This window comes from Enterococcus rotai, assembly GCF_001465345.1.
Lineage (GTDB): Bacteria > Bacillota > Bacilli > Lactobacillales > Enterococcaceae > Enterococcus_L > Enterococcus_L rotai.
In genome coordinates this window covers 876,984-896,051 of record NZ_CP013655.1, presented here as the reverse complement: position 1 = coordinate 896,051, position 19,068 = coordinate 876,984, and the positions used below count along the sequence as shown (strand labels likewise).

The following is a 19,068-nucleotide window of genomic DNA, read 5'->3' as shown; positions in this document are numbered from 1 at the left end:
CGAAGCCAGACACTAGTTGTTTGGCTTTTTCTATATAAAATAAAAAAAATACCAATAATAGTTGTATTTAACAGATGAGAGGAGGGAAATCGATGGACTTGTCAGATGACATTGGTGTGTTACCAGGAGTTGGTCCAAAACGTGCAGAGAACTTAAAAGAACTAGGTATCCAAACAATAGAAGACTTATTGTCGTATTATCCGTTTCGCTATGATGACATCCAAGAAAAAGAATTAAATGAAATTCAAGACCAAGAGAAAGTCACTCTAAAAGGATTGGTAGTATCAGAACCGGTTGTGAGTCGCTATGGCTACAAAAAAAGTCGAATGATGTTTCGGATGATGCAAGACCATGCTGTGATTAACGTTTCCTTCTTTAACCAGCCTTATTTAAAAGATAAAATCGTGATGTCCGAAGAAATTGCAGTATATGGTAAATGGGATGCTAAACGAAAATCATTGAACGGCATGAAAATCTTAGCCGCTAAAAATGATGGAGAAGACTTTGCGCCAATTTATCATGTAAATAAAAAAGTCCGGCAAAGTAGTTTGATTCAGTTGATTCGTGTGGGATTTGAAAAATATGGCGACCTTATTCAAGAAATTCTACCAAAAGAGTTATTGGAGAAATATCGTTTAATGCCAAGAAAAGAAGCGATGTTTGCTATGCATTTTCCAAGTGATCCCGAAGAAAGTCATCAAGCAAAACGACGAGTAGTTTTTGAAGAGTTCTTCCTGTTCCAATTAAAAATGCAAGGGTTGAAAAGACAGGAAAAAGCGGAACAAAATGGTCTCGCCATCCAATATGATGTGGATCGTCTAAAATCATTTACTCAGAAATTGCCGTTTGAATTGACCTCAGCCCAAAAAAAAGTAACGAATGAAATTTGTCGGGATTTAATGAGTCTAAATCATATGCAGCGTTTACTACAAGGGGATGTCGGAAGTGGTAAAACAGTTGTAGCAGCTATAGCGTTGTATGCCACGATGACAGCTGGGTTTCAAGGGGCTTTAATGGTGCCAACAGAAATTTTAGCGCAACAACATATGGAAAGCTTACAACAACTCTATGATCCCTTAGAAGTCCGGACAGCGCTTTTGACAGGCTCGACAAAAACTAAAGAGCGTCGAGAGATCCTTGAACAATTAGCAACAGGTGAGATCGATATTATCATTGGTACTCACGCATTGATCCAAGAAGACGTTTTATTTCATCGCTTAGGCTTAGTGATCACCGATGAACAACATCGATTCGGGGTGAATCAACGTCGGATCCTAAGAGAAAAAGGCATGAAACCAGATGTGTTATTTATGACAGCAACACCGATTCCGAGAACGTTAGCTATCACAGCTTTTGGTGAGATGGATGTCTCGATCATTGATGAAATGCCTGCTGGTCGGATTCCGATAGAAACTCGTTGGATTCGTCCGCCACAATTAGATACGGTTTTAGAATGGATGGAAAAAGAATTGGCTCGTGGGCATCAAGCATATGTAATCTGTCCGCTGATTGAAGAGTCTGAAGCACTAGATGTTAAAAATGCCACAGAAATTTTTGAACATATGTCTGCTTTTTTCAATCCTACTTATCAAGTTGGTTTACTTCATGGTAAAATGAAAAACCAAGAAAAAGAAGCAATCATGCAGGAGTTTAAAGAAAATAATCTTCAGCTCTTAGTTTCGACAACTGTAATTGAAGTTGGGGTTAATGTTCCTAATGCCACGGTGATGCTAATCATGGATGCTGATCGTTTTGGGTTAGCCCAATTACATCAACTTCGTGGACGTGTTGGCCGGGGATCAGATGCGTCATATTGTATTTTAGTTGCTAACCCTAAAAATGAAATGGGCGTAGAGCGGATGAAAATCATGACAGAAACGAATAACGGCTTTGTGTTAAGTGAAAAAGATTTGGAATTAAGAGGGCCAGGAGAAGTATTCGGCGCTAGACAATCTGGTGTTCCACAATTTGCTGTGGGAGATATTGTGACGGACTTCAATATTCTTGAAGTTGCTCGTCAAGAAGCTAGTGTTATTTGGAAAAAGGAGCAGTGGTGGATTTTGCCAGAGTATCGAGGGGTTGCTGAGAAGATCAAGCCAGATGATGGCGAGCAGCAGTTTTTTGATTGATAAGTTGTTGGGAATCAGGCTTTGCTTTTCGTTCAAATTTTCTGCCAGAGCTAAGCGACTTATTCCGCTTTTCGTGATCTAGCTGCATGAGTCAGCTCTTCGGAAAAAAGATGAAGTCTATTAGTGACAAAAAGCGCCACGAATAGACTTCCCTATTTTTCTGTCAGAGCTAAGCGACTCATTCCGCTTTTCGATGATCCAGCTGCACAAAGCAACTCTCAAGGAAAATAGACAATCTGACTATGAAACAAAAAGCGTTTCTTAGTCAGATTCCTAATTGCCTTGACACACAATGAATGAAAATGAATTGATGTAGAAAGGTACCTACTCGGTTTCATGAGAGTTAAACGCTTTGTTCCGCTTTTCACTGATCCAGCTGTACGAACCAGACCTCTCAACAAATAGATAAAATGATGTAAAGATAAAGAGCATCTTTTCATCATTTTCCTAATTTGTTCGAGGTCTAACCGGTTCGTTCCGCTTTTCGATATGTTATACTACTTATTGTAATTTACCTAGGAGGGACTATGTTATGAAGATTGCAGTAGATGCAATGGGTGGCGATCATGCGCCGCAGGCTATTGTTGAAGGCGTGATGTTGGCCAAACAGGATTTTCCAGATATTGAGTTTTTACTTTATGGAAAAGAGCCTGAAATTAAAAAATATGTAACAGATGAAACAAACATTACGATTATCCATACGGATGAGAAAATCGATAGCGATGATGAGCCAGTTAAAGCGATTCGTCGTAAGAAGACAGCTTCAATGGTATTAGCTGCGCAAGCAGTAAAAAATGGGGAAGCGGATGCGATTTTTTCTGCAGGTAACACGGGTGCGTTACTAGCTGCTGGGTTATTTATCGTTGGACGAATCAAAAACGTAGAGCGTCCAGGATTGATGTCAACATTGCCAGTGATCGGTCAACCAGATGGTGGATTTGATATGTTAGATTTAGGAGCAAATGCCGATAACAAACCTGAACACTTGGTTCAATATGCTGTATTGGGTTCTTTTTATGCCGAAAAAGTTAGAAACATCAACAAACCTCGTGTAGCACTTTTAAATAACGGCTCTGAGGAAACAAAAGGCAGTGAGCTAACGAAGAAAGCCTTTGAACTACTTTCAGAAGAAGAAAGCATCCATTTTATTGGTAATGTAGAAGCACGAGATTTATTAAGCGGAGCAGCCGATGTGGTTGTGACAGATGGTTTTACAGGGAATGCGGTATTGAAATCGATTGAAGGTACTGCTTTAAATATGATGGGTCTTTTAAAATCATCGATCCTTGCAGAAGGGTTTAAAGGAAAAATGGGTGCCTTGCTTTTAAAAAATGCATTGCGCGGTATGAAAGATGAAATGGATTACTCGAAACATGGCGGAGCAGTTCTTTTTGGCTTGAAAGCACCGGTCGTTAAAACCCATGGATCGACAGGTCCAGAGGCTGTTCGATATACGATCCGCCAAATTCATACAATGTTGAAAACAGAAGTTGTACCCCAACTAGTCAGCTATTATGAAACGAAAGAATAAGCCGTTTCGCAACCTATTTGCAACCGCATTGTAATGCTATTGCAAAAAAAGATGGACAAATCGATCAATTGTGAGTACAATGTATCATAGCGTTTAACTCAATCGTGAGGAGCGCTTTTCAAAAGCAGTGGAGGTGAATACAGTTGACTCGTGAAGAAGTACTTGAAAAAGTAGCGAAGATTATCTCAAACCACTTTGATATTGAAGCTGAGAAAGTGACAGATCAATTAAACATTAAAGATGACTTGAATGCAGATTCGATTAGTGTAATGGAATTTGTTTTAGAGCTTGAAGATGAGTTTGGTACAGAAATTTCTGATGAAGACGCAGAACAAATTGAAACAGTAGGTGCCGCTGTAGATTATATTATGAACAACTTATAAGGTGAAATGAAAAAAGTGAAACAAAACAAATCCTGTTTTGTTCCACTTTTTTGTTTATTCAGAAAAATTTACATTACCAAAATGTTGCAATTTTTACAAATTTTATATACAATTGCTTAAATATGAGTACAATGAGAATATGGGTTTATTAAAAACGATTACAATGAGGAGAGGAAGAATAATTATTAAAAAATGACGTTTTTTTAATAAGTTTTCCTGTTGTGATAAGTTATTTAACCGAATATGGAGGAGTGTTTTAAAGTGAGTGACGGTAATCAATTGTTAGACGTTCAGCATCTGCATACAGGTTTTCGTATCAAAGACGAGTTCTATGATGCAGTTGATGATGTGTCATTTGAATTAGGAAAAAATGAAATCTTAGCGATCGTTGGGGAATCAGGTTGTGGGAAGAGTACATTAGCTACAACGATCATTGGTCTCCATGATGCCAATAATACCCGTGTAACTGGGGAAATTCTTTATAAGGATTTAAATTTAACAACGTTTAACGAGCAATTATATAATAAAATTCGTGGTAATGATATCGGCATGATCTTTCAAGATCCATTGTCAGCCTTGAATCCTTTGATGCGTATTGAAGATCAGATCAAAGAAAGCTTGACCTATCATACAGATATGAATGCGGAGCAAAAACAAGCGCGCGTGATCGAACTATTGACCCAAGTGGGGATTCCTAATCCTGAGCGAGTAGGGAAGCAATATCCTCATGAGTTATCTGGAGGAATGCGACAACGTGTGATCATTGCAATCGCTATTGCGTGTAAACCAGCGATTATTATTGCGGATGAACCGACAACCGCATTGGATGTAACGATTCAAGCACAAATTTTGGACTTACTTAAAGACTTACAAGAAGAAACTGGTTCAGGGATCATTTTGATTACCCATGATTTAGGTGTGGTAGCTGAAATGGCTGATAAGGTAGCAGTGATGTATGCTGGGCAATTTGTAGAAGTTGCGACAGCTGAAGAATTATTCAATAATCCCAAACATCCATACACGCGCTCGCTGTTACAGTCTATTCCGCAAGAAGATTCAGATGACAGTCAGTTACATGTGATCGAAGGGGTCGTTCCTTCATTGAGTAAATTACCAAGAGAAGGTTGTCGCTTTGCGCCGAGAATTCCTTGGATATCAGAAGATGCCCATGAAGCAGAGCCAACTTTACATGAAGTATCAGAGGGACATTTTGTCCGCTGTACATGTTATCAGCATTTCCATTTTAGAGACGATCAGGAGGAAGTATAATGGCAGAAATCATTCAGATCAAAGACTTGAAAGTTCATTATCCTATCCGTAGTGGTTTCTTTAATAGAGTAACGGATCATGTGCTGGCAGTGGATGGTGTTGATTTTATTATCGAAAAGGGTAAAACATATGGTTTAGTTGGTGAATCTGGTTCAGGGAAATCGACCACAGGTAAAGCCATCATTGGGCTAGAGAAAGTGACTAGCGGTAGTATTTTATATCAAGACCAAGATGTGACGAAAGCTCATAATCGCAAAGCGATGAAATACAATAAAGATGTTCAAATGATTTTTCAAGATTCGATGTCTAGCTTGAATCCAAAGAAACGAGTATTGGATATTATTGCTGAACCGATTCGCAACTTTGAACGATTAAGCGATCAAGAAGAGAAGAAAAAAGTCAAAGGGCTTTTAGATATTGTCGGGATGCCAGAAGATGCATTGTACAAATACCCTCATGAATTTTCAGGCGGACAGCGTCAACGTTTAGGTGTTGCTAGAGCGGTGGCAACTAGTCCTAAGCTGATCATTGCAGATGAACCAGTTTCTGCTTTGGATCTATCCGTTCAAGCACAAGTATTGAACTTTATGAAAAATATTCAAGAAGAATACGGCTTGAGCTATCTATTTATTTCCCATGACTTAGGCGTAGTAAAACATATGTGTGACAATATTGCGATCATGTATAAAGGTCGCTTTGTTGAAATTGGCACGCGCCAAGATATCTATACAGATCCAAAACATATTTATACCAAACGCTTATTATCAGCGATTCCTAAAATTGACGTTGCGCATCGTGAAGAGCATAAAGCACAGCGTCGCCAAGTAGAAAAAGAATATATTGAGAATCAAAAAGACTATTACGATCAAAATGGTCGTGTGTATGACTTGCGTACAATCAGCGATACACATCAAGTAGCGTTAAAAGATGGAGGTGCAATCTAATGTGGAAGACGATTTTACGACGTGTACTCTTTATGATTCCTCAAATCTTGATTTTAAGCGTCTTGATTTTCATGTTAGCTAAAATGATGCCAGGGGATCCCTTTACAGGATTGATCAATCCGAATACAGATCCAGCCGTTATTGAGAAAATGCGTGAGTCAGCTGGGCTGAATGATCCGTGGACAACACAATATGTTCGTTGGATCGTAAACGTTTTTCACGGTGATTTTGGTGAGAGTTTCATTTTCAAATTACCTGTATCAACATTGATCGGCAGTCGTGCTGTAAATACGATTCTTCTGTCACTCGTAACCGTAGTAATCATGTACGCTATTGCGTTACCGTTAGGTGTTTTATCAGGACGCTACCAAAATTCTATTTTAGATAAATTTGTAGTGATCTATAATTTCTTTAGTTTTGCGGTACCGCCATTTATTTTTGCACTCGTTATGCTATTCATTTTTGGTTACCGTTTAGATTGGTTCCCTACAACTGGGTCGATTTCCAGTGGTGTCGAGCCAGGGACAGGTGCTTATATTTGGGATCGATTCTATCATTTAATCTTACCAGCACTCTCTCAAGCACTTCTTGGAACAGCGATCACGATTCAATATTTACGAAATGAGGTCATTGATTCTCAGTCATTGGATTATGTTCGGACTGCTCGCTCAAAAGGGGTACCAACCAATAAAGTTTATACGCGACATATTTTCAGAAATGCTTCTTTACCAATTGTTTCTCAATTAAGCTACGAAATCACAGCGTTGATCAGTGGCTCAGTCGTTATTGAAAAAATCTTTGGTTACCCAGGTATTGGGAAATTATTTATCGACTCGATCGGACAACGTGATTATGCAGTAATCACAGCCTTAGTATTGATTTTAGGAGTTGCAACACTTGTCGGAAATCTGATTTCAGATATTGTGATGAGTCTTGTAGATCCAAGGATTCGGGTTCAATAGAAAATCAATTTTAAGGAGAGGAAGAGACGAGATGGATAAAAATAAAGAAAATGCAGCAGTTGCTGTACCAGAAACGATCCCTCCAATGGGATTTAGAATGATCGCAAGAGAATTCAAAAAAGATAAATTAGCGATTTTCTCACTAGTGTTGCTAGTAGCCATTTTATTGGTTGTTTTTATCGGGGCTTTATTGACCGATCAAGACAAAGTAATGACTGTTAGTATTTTAGATAAATATGCCGAACCTGGTGGGAACTTTATACTAGGTGCTGATGAAGGTGGACGTGATGTATTGGGGCAACTGATTATTGGTGCCCGTAATTCTGTTGTGATTGGGTTTGCCATCACTATTCTGACTTCGATCATCGGTGTAGGTATTGGTATTGTTTCAGGTTATTATGGTGGAATGTTTGATAATGCAGTGATGCGTGTGGTTGACTTTATCATGATCTTACCGATTATGATGATCATCATTGTGTTTGTTACGATCATTCCTAATTATAATGTTTGGTCTTTTGTGGGAATCATGAGTGCCTTTTACTGGGTCGCAAAAGCGCGGCTATTTAGAAGTAAAACGCTATCTGAAGTTCGCAGAGATTATGTCAGTGCTTCAAAAACGTTAGGAACAAGTGATTTTAAAATCATGTTTCGTGAAATCATGCCGAATCTAAGTTCATTGATCATCACCAACTTAACAATCAACTTTGCGGCAAATATTGGGATCGAAACAACACTGACGTTCTTAGGTTTTGGTTTGCCGACAAATGTACCGAGTCTTGGAACATTGATCGGATATGCCAGCAATGGCGATGTTTTAGCAAATAAAACATGGATCTGGGTACCTGCATCAGTACTGATTTTAGTCATGATGTTATGTATAAATTATATTGGCCAAGCGTTTAAACGTTCAGCAGATGCTAGACAACGTTTAGGTTAAGAAGAGGAGGAAGTAGTGTGAAGAGCAAAAAACTTTTGGGTTTAATTACACTGACAGCAGTGGTAGCTGTAACATTGGCTGCATGTGGTGGAGGTAAGAAGTCAGATTCGGGTAACAAGAATGTAGAGACTGAGGATATCAGCAAATTTACAATGAAGGTTAAAAATGACAAAGAAGCAATCAAAGGCGGGACTTTGGATGTTGCAGTTGCGTCAGATACTCAGTTTAAAGGATTGTTTTCAGAAGTCTATTACCAAGATGCATATGATAATTATTACATGCGTCCATCTCATGAAGGACTGTTCTCATATGATGAAGATTTTGTGATTACAGATGACGGAGTTGCTAAATTAGATTTAGACGTTGACAATAAAAAAGCAACGATCACATTGAAAAAAGATGTTAAGTGGTCAGATGGTGAACCTGTAACAGCAGATGATCTGATTTATCCTTATGAAGTCATTGGGAATAAAGACTATACTGGAATTCGTTATGATGACGACTTTACGAATATTGTGGGTATGGATGAATACCATGATGGAAAAGCCGATGCTATTTCTGGTATCAAAAAAGTAGATGATCAAACGATCGAAGTAACATATAAAGAAATGAATCCAGGCATGTTACAGTTAAGCGGTGGTGTTTATCAATATGGAATGCCAAAACATGTCTTTAAAGATATTCCAATCAAAGACCAAGAAAAAAGTGATGCAGTCCGCAAAAATCCTGTAACATTTGGTCCTTACTACATGAGTAAGATCGTAACAGGAGAGTCAGTGGAATACTTGCCGAATGAGCACTACTACCAAGGCAAACCTAAGCTAGATAAAATCGTATTTACAAATGTACCAACAGCCTCAATCGTTGAAGCTGTAAAAGCGAAAAAATATGATATGGTTTACTCAATGCCAACAGATAACTATCCAACATACAAAGATTCAGAAGGATATCAAATGCTAGGACGTGAAGAATTAGCATACACATATGTTGGATTTAAATTAGGAACGTTTGACAAAGAAAAAGGCGAAGTTGTTATGAATCCAGATGCAAAAATGGCTGACGTGAAATTACGTCAAGCAATGGGCTACGCGATGGATAACGATGCAATTGGTCAAAAATTCTATAATGGTCTACGTACTGGAGCAACAACATTGATTCCACCAATCTTTAAAACTTTACATGATACTGAGGTAAAAGGTTACCAATATGATCTAGATAAAGCGAAGAAACTTTTGGATGATGCAGGCTATAAAGATACAGATGGTGATGGACTAAGAGAAAATCCTAAAGGTGAAAAATTAACCATCAACTTTGCTTCAATGGCAGGTGGCGAAACAGCTCAGCCATTAGCTGATTACTATCTACAACAATGGAAAGAAATTGGTTTAGATGTGAAATTGGCAACTGGTCGTTTAATCGATTTCCAAGCATTCTATGATAAGATTAAAAATGATGATCCTGAAATTGATGTTTTCCAAGCTGCTTGGGGTGTCAACAGTGCGCCATCTCCAGCTGGTTTATATGGACGTAATGCAGCATTCAACTATTCTCGTTTTGCTTCAGAAGAAAATGACAAACTGTTGAAAGCAATTGATTCAAAAGCTTCATTTGACGATAAAAAACGTAAAGAAGCATATGATGCATGGCAAAAATACATGTTTGAAGAAGCACCAGTTATTCCAACATTGTATCGTAATGAAATCATGCCTATTAACGATCGAGTGAAATCATTTACTTGGAATTATGAAGAAACAAAAGACTTTTATGACATTGAATTAACATCAGAAAAACGTTAATTTATTGAGAAAAAAGACACTTCCAGTATTTCTTGGAGGTGTCTTTTTTCTTTGAGAGGTTGAACTAAATGTATTAATATGAGAAAATGATTATAAAAGTTGGTGCGAATAAAAGAATATACTAACTTTTATTAAATCTGGAGGAAATCACTTATGAATATTTAAAATACTTCACTTGGTCAAGAACGAAAAAAATGAAGAACGAAATTTTCGTTTCTTCTAAGTGAAGGTGAGAAAAATGAATAAAAATAAAGCGTTCGATAAACTTATTATAGGTCAGATGATTGCCAATATTGGAGACACTATTTATACGATTGCGATCGTTAGCTCTGTATTTACATTAACGAACTCTGCATTAGCGGCTTCTATTGTACCAGTTATTATCACAGGAAGTATGGTTTTATCAGGACTGTTAACACCATTGATTGTTGTAAGAGTATCACTGTCAAAAATTTTACAGATAAGCCAGTTGTGTAAGACATTGATTTTAGCGGGATTAGCGGTCTATTTGCAAGTGGCCATCGAGCATCTTGACTTAACTATTTTGTATGTATTTATCGCAGGGATTGCTTTTTTAGACGGATGTGCTGAACCAGTTAGCACAGCTTTAATTCCTTATTATGTGGCGGAGTATTACTTGATTCGTGCAAATAGTATATTTAGTACGATGCTGCAAGTTGTTAGTATAGGTAGTTGGGCGATTGGTTCATCATTGTTGATTATTTTTTCTGTGACGAATCTTGTGTGGTTGGATGTAGGGTTATTTTTGCTATCAGCTATTATTTTATGGCTGTTGCCGCAGGTTGCTAAGCGCGTGGAACCTAAGAAAAATGAATGGGAAAATTTTATTATGGGTTGGCAAGGGATTCGCAAGCGTTCTCTGGTTCGGGTTGTTGTCGGAATGGATATTCTTGAAACCATTGCCAATACAGCTTGGGTTTCAGCGATTGTTTTGGTTTATGTGAAAGAAGTGTTACATGTCTCTGAAAGTTGGTGGGGGTATATAAATGCTACTTATTTTGTTGGTGCGATGCTTGGAAGTATTATTGTGATGCGGCATTCAGATTGGATCAATCAACATAAATCGAAAGCTGTGATTGTAGGCTCGTTGTTCGGCGCCATGATAACCTTTTTAGTGGCTCCAGGATGGAATCCTGTTTTTATTTTGATTTGTTCGGTCTTTGTGGGGATCTTTTCTCAAATCAAAAATATTCCTCAAGCAACCGCTATACAACAAACGATCCCAAAAGACATGCTTGCTCCGATCTATGCTGCAATGAATGTACTTTATACAGGTACATTTGCATTGTCTTCGGTATCGATGGGATTGATTTCAGAGTCTTTTGGTGTGCAAACAGTATTTGGGGTATCGGGAACATTGTTGTTTATAGTAGCAATGATAGCGAAGAAAAAAAGGGCATTATTCGATGAGTAATTTCTAGTTAAAAGGATTAAATAAGATAAACAATAAAGAAGATATTTTTGATTTCAGGTGGCTGGGGGTGTAACTCATATAGTTATGTCCAGTCACTTTGGTTTATTTCTGTTGAGGTTTACCAGATCAAGTCAGTAATTGGCATGATATCCATTAGATGTACTACTCAACGCTTTTATCAAAGTATGGGAAAAAACTTACAGACAGTACTCAGTTAGAATGTGTATATTTTAAGAAGCTTGGCTAATATTTAACAAGTGACAAAGGGAAAACTTTTTTTGTCACTTGTACACTAGACAGAATTTTTGAATCGTGATAACCTTCTTGTTAAGCGCTTCCAAAAAGTGCGGTCCAAATCAAACGATAAACAAGAGCAAGGGGAGAAATCAAATGGAACAAACACTAGTCATTATCAAGCCTGATGGCGTTTCACGTAAATTGGTTGGAGAAATCCTTCAGCGATTTGAGAAAAAACAACTGAAGCTTAGTCAATTAAAAGTTGCTAAGATGTCTCGTGAATTAGCAGAAGAACATTATGCACATGTTAAAAAATTTGATTTCTTTGAAGATATGATGACCTACATGACTTCATCAGAAGTGGTTTATCTTGTTTTAGAAGGAACAAGCGTCATCAAAACAGTCCGAAAAATGATTGGGGCAACTAACTGCTTAGAAGCAGAACCCGGCACGATTCGAGGTGATTATGGCGCTAATAGTTATGAAAATATTATCCATGCGTCAGATTCACCAGAAGCAGCAGCGGTTGAAATTAAACGATTTTTTACTGAATAAAATTAAATCAAAAGCGTATCAAGATTTTCTCTGATCTTGAACGCTTTTTGTCTTTTCAAACTGAAAGAATGCGAGAAATTTTACAGTTTATGATAAAAATACCCTAAAATCATTAGGAAACTCTTCAAATACGATGAATTCAGCTGTCATTTTAGGGCAATTACCCCCTAACCATTTAAAAATCACGCAAAAAAAAGTATAATAGAGAAGGTTGTAAATAAACTTAAAGGAATGTAGCAAATGGACAATCAGTTAACTACCGAATTGAAAGAACGTTACGGCATTGTTTTCCATGATGTCAACCTATTAGAACAGGCTTTTACCCATTCATCCTATGTGAATGAGCATCGATACTTAAAACTATCTGACAATGAACGATTAGAATTTTTAGGAGATGCCGTTTTAGAATTATTGGTTTCTCAATATTTGTATAAACAATTTCCAGAGCTGCCAGAAGGCAAACTAACAAAAATGCGGGCGGCGATCGTTCGTGAAGATAGTTTATCCAAATTTGCGAAAGAATGTCATTTCGATCAATATATTCTTCTTGGCAAAGGTGAAGAAAATTCAGGTGGACGCACACGTCCAGCATTACTTTGTGATTTATTTGAAGCATTTTTAGGTGCTTTGTTCTTAGATCAAAAAGTCGATGCAGTCAAGAAATTCATTGCAGAAGTCATTTTTCCGAAAATCGATGCCGGTGCTTTTTCACATGAGATGGATCATAAAACCCATTTACAAGAAGTATTACAACGACAAGGGGACGTCAACATCGACTACCGTTTAGTCAATGAAGAAGGCCCAGCTCATGACCGGATCTTTTTTGTTGAGGTATATGTCAACGACAAAATGATCGGTACAGGTCAGGGGAAATCGAAGAAATTAGCAGAACAGGATGCCGCTGAACGAGCGTTGAAACAAAATCCTGAGTAAGCTTGGAAGGAGCCGTTTTATTCGTGTATTTAAAACGAATTGAGATCGCAGGATTTAAATCCTTTGCGGATCGAACCGTTATAGAGTTTGAAAATGGTGTTACGGCTGTCGTTGGACCTAACGGCAGCGGGAAAAGTAATATCACCGAGGCGATTCGCTGGGTCTTAGGCGAGCAATCTGCTAAAAGTCTTCGTGGTGGTAAGATGCCAGATATTATTTTTGCGGGTTCAGAAGGTCGAAAAGCCTTGAATATCGCTGAAGTAACGGTTGTATTGGATAATAGTGATCATTTCTTACCATTAGACTTTACTGAAATCAGTGTAACACGTCGTTATCGTCGAACAGGTGAAAGTGATTTTTATATCAATAAACAGGCGTGCCGCTTAAAAGACATTCATGATTTATTTATGGATTCTGGGTTGGGCAAAGAATCATTTTCCATTATTTCTCAAGGGAAAGTCGAAGCTATTTTTAATAGTAAACCAGAAGATCGTCGTGGTATTTTTGAAGAAGCGGCCGGTGTCTTGAAGTACAAGCAACGCAAGAAAAAAGCAGAACAAAAACTATTTGAAACAGAAGACAATTTAAGTCGTGTGCAGGATATCATCTATGAATTAGAAGATCAATTGACTCCTTTAGCTGCACAAAGTGAAGCAGCCAAGGAGTTTTTGAAACTTAAAGAAAGTTTGACGGAGATCGACGTTAGTTTGACTGTAACAGAAATCGAAACTGCCAAAGAAGTTTGGGAAATCAAAGCGGCTGAACTGACTACGATTGAAGAAAAATTACAGATAGCCAGCAAAAAAATCCGTGATTCAGAAGATGAACTTTTCCAACTACGTGGTAAACGAAACAAATTGGATGAGCAAATCGAAACAGAACAGCAACAACTATTACAAATCACAGAAGCATTAAAACAAACCGAAGGACAAAAAAATGTTTTAGTCGAACGGTCAAAACATACAATGCAAACGACGAGTGAATATCAACAATCGTTAGCAGAGAATGCTGAAAAAATTACTCGTTATCGTGAAGAAGTCCAAGACTTACAAGCGAAAGTAACAGAGAAAAAAGCGCAACGTGAATCACTCGTTGAAGCAATCAAAGCATCAGAATTAGAAGTTGAAAAATACAGCAAGTCTTCAAAAGAATTATTGGAAGAATTAAGAAGCCAATATGTTGAAGTCATGCAAGAACAAGCAAATACGACAAACGATCTTAAATATTTAGAACGTCAATATCAACAAGAAACAGCGAAGAATCAACAATCGATTCAAAAGCATGAAGCCTTAGAAGAACAAATGGCAGATGCCTTAACTGAGAAGGAACAACTAGAAACAAGCGTCGCTGCCTCTGAACAATCATTAATGGACCAAAGAGAACAATATACGCAGCTAAAACAACAATTGGATCAAAAGCAAGGACAGTTAGCGGTAAAGCAAAAACAAATGTACCAAGCAATGAATCAAGTACAGCAAGCGAAAGCTCGCCAAAAAAGTCTGCAAGAAATCCAAGAGAATTATTCAGGGTTCTATCAAGGGGTTCGAGCAGTCTTAAAACATAAAGAGCAATTAACTGGAATTGTTGGAGCAGTGGCTGAACTGATCGATGTACCAAAAGAGTATACCTTGGCGATCGAAACAGCTTTAGGCGGCGCAGCCCAACATGTCGTTGTAGAAACTGAAAAAGATGGTCGAGCTGGAATCACGTTCTTAAAACAACAACACAGCGGCCGTGCGACTTTTTTACCTTTGACTACAATCAAACCGAGAACTGTTTCTAGTGCCGTCCGTGACCGTGTTCGTACTATTTCAGGATTTCTAGGCGTTGCCAGTGACTTAGTCCACTTTTCAGAGGATGTCAGCAATGTGATCCAAAATCTTTTAGGTGTGACGTTACTAGCGGAGACCTTGGAAAGCGCCAATCAATTGGCAAAAGCGGTTAACTACCAATATCGTGTTGTTTCATTAGATGGCGATGTCATGAACTCTGGTGGTTCAATGACGGGTGGTGCTAATAAACGAGGCAATCAAGGTAGCTTATTTTCTCAAACCCAAGAACTACAAACGTTGACTGAACAAATGGAGCGTGTCGAAAAACAATTAACGCTCAACGAAAAAGAGGTCCAAAAACTAACAGACGAAGTCAAAGAACTAAATGAAAAACTGGAACAATTACGTTCGACTGGTGAAACAAGCCGTTTAAAACAACAAGAATTACAAAACAAACTAGCGAATCAAGAAGAAAACATCACTCGTTTGACGAAAGAACAACGTCTGTTTGAATTTGAAGCTCGTGAATTACATCAATTCTTAACGGAATATCAAACTAGAAAAGAAGAACTAACCCAACAACAGCAAGAACTGAACGAAACCAAAGACCGTTTGGATCGTGAAATGAAGCAAGTGGATCAAGAAGCTAGCCAAATGGAAACCTTGCGAGCAGAGGCCTTTGAACGCTTCAATCAAGTACAAGCGGATCAAGCTGTTGCAGTTGAACAATTGGCTCATTTAACCGAGCAAGCAGCAGAAAAACAAAGCCAACTAGATGAATTCTTAGCAAGAGAAACCGCTTTGCGTCAGCAATTACAACAATTGAATGACAACTCAACGGATCATCAAGTGACAGAAGAAAGTTTGGCCGTTCAATTAGAACAACTAGCAGAGAAAAAAGCACAACTGCAAACAAGCATTCAAGAAGCCAAAACCGCTCGTCAGCAATTACAAGAGCAAGTGGATCAAATCGATACTGGTTTAGCGGAAGAAAATAAACAGCAACAACATTTATTAACAGAACAAACGAAAATCGAAGTTGAAAAAAATCGCGCAGAAATCAAATTGGACAATTCCTTGCAATATTTACAAGAGGAATACAGTTTGACCTTTGAACGTGCCAATGAAGATTATGAACTAACAATCGACAAAGAGCAGGCAAAAATCGAGGTTAAACGCTTAAAACGTGATATCGAGCGCTTAGGTCCAGTCAATCTCAACGCGATTGAACAATACGAACAAGTCAATGAACGACATGAGTTTTTAGTCTCTCAACGTGATGATCTATTAGATGCTAAAGAACAATTGTTTGAGACAATGGGAGAAATGGATGAAGAAGTTAAGGCTCGTTTTAGTGAAGTCTTCGAAGCGATTCGAGCTCAATTTAAAGTCGTATTTCCTAACATGTTCGGTGGTGGTCGAGCTGAGTTGATTTTAACCAATCCAGAAGATTTATTGAATACTGGGGTAGAAATCGAAGCACAACCACCAGGTAAAAAACTACAAAACTTAAGCTTACTTTCTGGTGGCGAACGAGCATTAACGGCAATTGCGTTATTGTTCTCGATCATTCGCGTTAGACCTGTTCCATTCTGTGTTTTGGACGAGGTTGAAGCTGCATTAGATGATGCCAATGTCTCTCGTTTTGGTCATTATTTAAGTGAATTTGAAGATGATACGCAATTTATCGTGGTAACACACCGTAAAGGAACGATGGAAGCCGCTGATGTCTTGTATGGTGTCACGATGCAAGAATCGGGTGTGTCGAAAATCGTATCTGTTCGCTTGGAAGAAGTAAAAGAGGGCGGGGCGATCGTCGCTGAAAGCTAAAGGATAATGCCATTAGCTTCAGAGGCAAGCTCCAACTGAAAAAAGGAGGAATCGGGTTGATCAAATTAGTCGCTATCGATTTAGATGGTACACTTTTAGATAGTAACAAGAAGATCTCTACAAGAAACAAAACGGCTTTAGCACAAGCAAAAGCGAAAGGCGTTAAAATTGTGATTTGTACAGGTCGACCGTTGGCTGCAATCGAACTCTATTTAGAAACATTAGGGTTATGTGATAATGGTGATTACAGTATTACCTTTAACGGTGGCTTAGTTCAAAAAAATGATACGGGTGAAATCATCGAAAAAGCATTGATGCCATTAGAAGATGTGCATGACTTATATCAATTAGCTACCTCATTGAATGTACCGTTGGATATTTTATCCGATGGACTTGTGATGCAACTACCTGCTTCACAAGAGCACATTTCTTTGTACAGCCAATTAAATAATCTGTTGACGTTTGAATCCTATGAATTAGCGCAACTTACAGCAGATCATATTTTTAACAAAGCAGTTGTGGCAATCGATGAAACCTATTTAGATGAACAAATTCAAAAAATACCTGCACCATTTTATGAACGCTATGAAATCATCAAAACGAGAAGTAATCTACTAGAATTTATGCCAAAAGGAATTACCAAAGCCTATGGTATTTCGCTATTAGCTAGAGATTTAGGAATCAAACAAGAAGAGATCATGACGATCGGTGATGAGGAAAATGACTTACCGATGATCGAATATGCAGGACTTGGTGTGGCAATGGAAAATGCTGTCGCGAAAGTCAAAGACATGGCAGACGTGATCACAGATACCAATGATAATGATGGTGTGGCACAAGCTGTAGAGAAATTTGTGTTAGAACCATTGAAAGGAGGGAATTAAATGGGATTTTTCGATAAAATAAAAAAAGCGTTTATGAACGAAAAAGAAACACCGCCTGCTGAAATCAAAACAACAGAGGAAGAGGTTGTTGAATCCGTTCAAGAAGAAGTGATTCCGGAAGAACAACAAACAACAACTGAAATCTTGGAGCAAGTACAACCAGATTCTCTTGAAACAATAGAAGAACCTGAAAAAGCAATAGAGCCTGAAATCGATCCTCTGATTACCATTGATCCAGCTACGCAAGCTGAAGAACTAGTTGATCCTGAAATCATTGAAGAACAAAAAGAAGAGCTCGTTGTTCAAGAAAAGTATGAAAAAGGATTAGAAAAAACACGTAAAACGTTCGGTGAACGCCTGAATGAATTGTTCGCTAATTTCCGTTCAGTAGATGAAGACTTTTTCGAAGAATTAGAAGAAACCTTGATTGGTGCGGATGTAGGCTTTGATACAGCCATAAAAATCACTGAATCTCTACGTCAAGAAGTCAAACTACGTAACGTGAAAAAGCCAGCGGCAGTTCAAAATACAATTATTGAAAAAATGGTTGATTTATACGAAGCAGAAGGCATTGAAGAAAATAACGCGTTGAATATCCAAACAAACGGATTAACTGTCATGCTATTTGTTGGTGTAAATGGTGTTGGAAAGACAACTAGCATCGGGAAATTAGCACATGAGTTTAAACGAGATGGCAAAAAGGTCTTGCTAGCTGCTGCAGATACGTTTAGGGCAGGAGCAATCGATCAATTAGTTGTCTGGGGCGAACGTGCAGGTGTTGAGGTTGTTCGAGGCAATGCAGGAGGAGATCCAGCAGCCGTTGTTTTTGATGCAGTAGAACGTGCTAAAGTTGAAAATGCAGATATCTTGTTAGTAGATACAGCTGGCCGTTTACAAAATAAGGTCAATTTGATGAACGAGTTGGAAAAAATTAAACGTGTAATCCAACGCGAATTGCCAGATGCACCACATGAAGTATTACTTGTAGTGGATGCAACAACAGGCCAAAATGCTATGTCACAAGCCAAACAATTCAAAGAAACGACCGATGTTACTGGCTTAGTTTTAACGAAATTAGATGGTACCGCAAAAGGCGGGATCGTTTTGGCGATCCGTAATGAGCTGCATTTACCAGTGAAATTAGTGGGACTTGGCGAAGGAATCGATGATTTAGAACCATTCGATGCAAATGATTTTGCGATTGGTTTGTTTAAAGGTTTGTTGAAAGAAGAATAATTGAGGATCTAGAGGTTGGAACTGAAGTGTTTAACTCCGATAAATAAGAAGGAGTTGTTTCTGTTGCCACCACTTATTCAGTTGCTAAGAGCCTATGATATAACTCTTTGAGTTATATCATAGGCTCGATTTTTTTGTAATTGGGAACGATTTTTTTAATTCTAATCGTTTTAAGTACGTTAATTTTAGTTTCCTTCAAATGACGTTTTATATTCGTATTGTTCTTTGTCAATTT

General features: G+C 38.1%; 14 protein-coding genes. All 14 read left to right on the top strand.

Annotation, left to right across the window (positions count from 1 at the left end):
* The first annotated feature begins 92 nt into the window (after positions 1-92).
* The 14 genes from recG (at position 93) to ftsY (ending at position 18,833) form a co-directional block, all read left to right on the top strand.
* Complete coding sequence (gene recG, locus ATZ35_RS04250; RefSeq protein ID WP_208929640.1) at positions 93-2,129, top strand: ATP-dependent DNA helicase RecG; 2,037 nt, start codon at positions 93-95, stop codon at positions 2,127-2,129.
* Positions 2,130-2,661: 532 nt separating this feature from the next.
* A complete protein-coding gene (plsX, locus tag ATZ35_RS04245; RefSeq protein WP_208929639.1) occupies positions 2,662-3,660 on the top strand; it encodes a phosphate acyltransferase PlsX in 999 nt (332 codons plus the stop codon).
* A 143-nt stretch (positions 3,661-3,803) separates the two neighbouring features.
* Positions 3,804-4,043: an acyl carrier protein gene (acpP, locus tag ATZ35_RS04240; RefSeq protein WP_010761893.1), complete on the top strand. Its 240-nt coding sequence runs from the start codon at positions 3,804-3,806 to the stop codon at positions 4,041-4,043.
* A 261-nt stretch (positions 4,044-4,304) separates the two neighbouring features.
* Complete coding sequence (locus tag ATZ35_RS04235) at positions 4,305-5,312, top strand: ABC transporter ATP-binding protein (RefSeq protein WP_244148212.1); 1,008 nt, start codon at positions 4,305-4,307, stop codon at positions 5,310-5,312.
* Positions 5,312-6,256, top strand: coding sequence for an ATP-binding cassette domain-containing protein (locus tag ATZ35_RS04230; protein WP_208929637.1), 945 nt, complete (start codon positions 5,312-5,314; stop codon positions 6,254-6,256). The genes ATZ35_RS04235 and ATZ35_RS04230 overlap by 1 nt, the downstream gene beginning before the upstream one ends.
* Positions 6,256-7,218: an oligopeptide ABC transporter permease gene (gene opp4B / locus ATZ35_RS04225; RefSeq protein WP_086443619.1), complete on the top strand. Its 963-nt coding sequence runs from the start codon at positions 6,256-6,258 to the stop codon at positions 7,216-7,218. Before ATZ35_RS04230 ends, opp4B begins: the two co-directional genes overlap by 1 nt.
* Before the next feature lie 31 nt (positions 7,219-7,249).
* Positions 7,250-8,155: an ABC transporter permease gene (locus ATZ35_RS04220; RefSeq protein ID WP_010761889.1), complete on the top strand. Its 906-nt coding sequence runs from the start codon at positions 7,250-7,252 to the stop codon at positions 8,153-8,155.
* A 17-nt stretch (positions 8,156-8,172) separates the two neighbouring features.
* The gene (locus ATZ35_RS04215) at positions 8,173-9,951 is read left to right on the top strand and encodes an oligopeptide ABC transporter substrate-binding protein (protein WP_208929636.1); all 1,779 of its coding nucleotides are present in this window, start codon (positions 8,173-8,175) and stop codon (positions 9,949-9,951) included.
* Positions 9,952-10,189: 238 nt separating this feature from the next.
* A complete protein-coding gene (locus tag ATZ35_RS04210) occupies positions 10,190-11,386 on the top strand; it encodes an MFS transporter (protein WP_208929635.1) in 1,197 nt (398 codons plus the stop codon).
* 390 nt (positions 11,387-11,776) lie between these two features.
* Complete coding sequence (gene ndk / locus ATZ35_RS04205; RefSeq protein WP_010766443.1) at positions 11,777-12,178, top strand: nucleoside-diphosphate kinase; 402 nt, start codon at positions 11,777-11,779, stop codon at positions 12,176-12,178.
* A gap of 240 nt (positions 12,179-12,418) precedes the next feature.
* Positions 12,419-13,111 carry a ribonuclease III gene (gene rnc, locus ATZ35_RS04200; RefSeq protein WP_208929634.1) on the top strand — a complete coding sequence of 231 codons (693 nt, stop codon included), beginning with the start codon at positions 12,419-12,421 and terminating at the stop codon, positions 13,109-13,111.
* Between the two features lie 23 nt (positions 13,112-13,134).
* Entirely contained in the window at positions 13,135-16,713 is a 3,579-nt protein-coding gene (gene smc / locus ATZ35_RS04195; protein WP_208929633.1) for a chromosome segregation protein SMC, read from the top strand.
* A 56-nt stretch (positions 16,714-16,769) separates the two neighbouring features.
* Complete coding sequence (locus ATZ35_RS04190) at positions 16,770-17,597, top strand: Cof-type HAD-IIB family hydrolase (protein ID WP_208929632.1); 828 nt, start codon at positions 16,770-16,772, stop codon at positions 17,595-17,597.
* Entirely contained in the window at positions 17,598-18,833 is a 1,236-nt protein-coding gene (ftsY, locus tag ATZ35_RS04185) for a signal recognition particle-docking protein FtsY (protein WP_208929631.1), read from the top strand. It begins immediately after the preceding gene.
* The last annotated feature ends 235 nt before the right edge of the window (positions 18,834-19,068 follow it).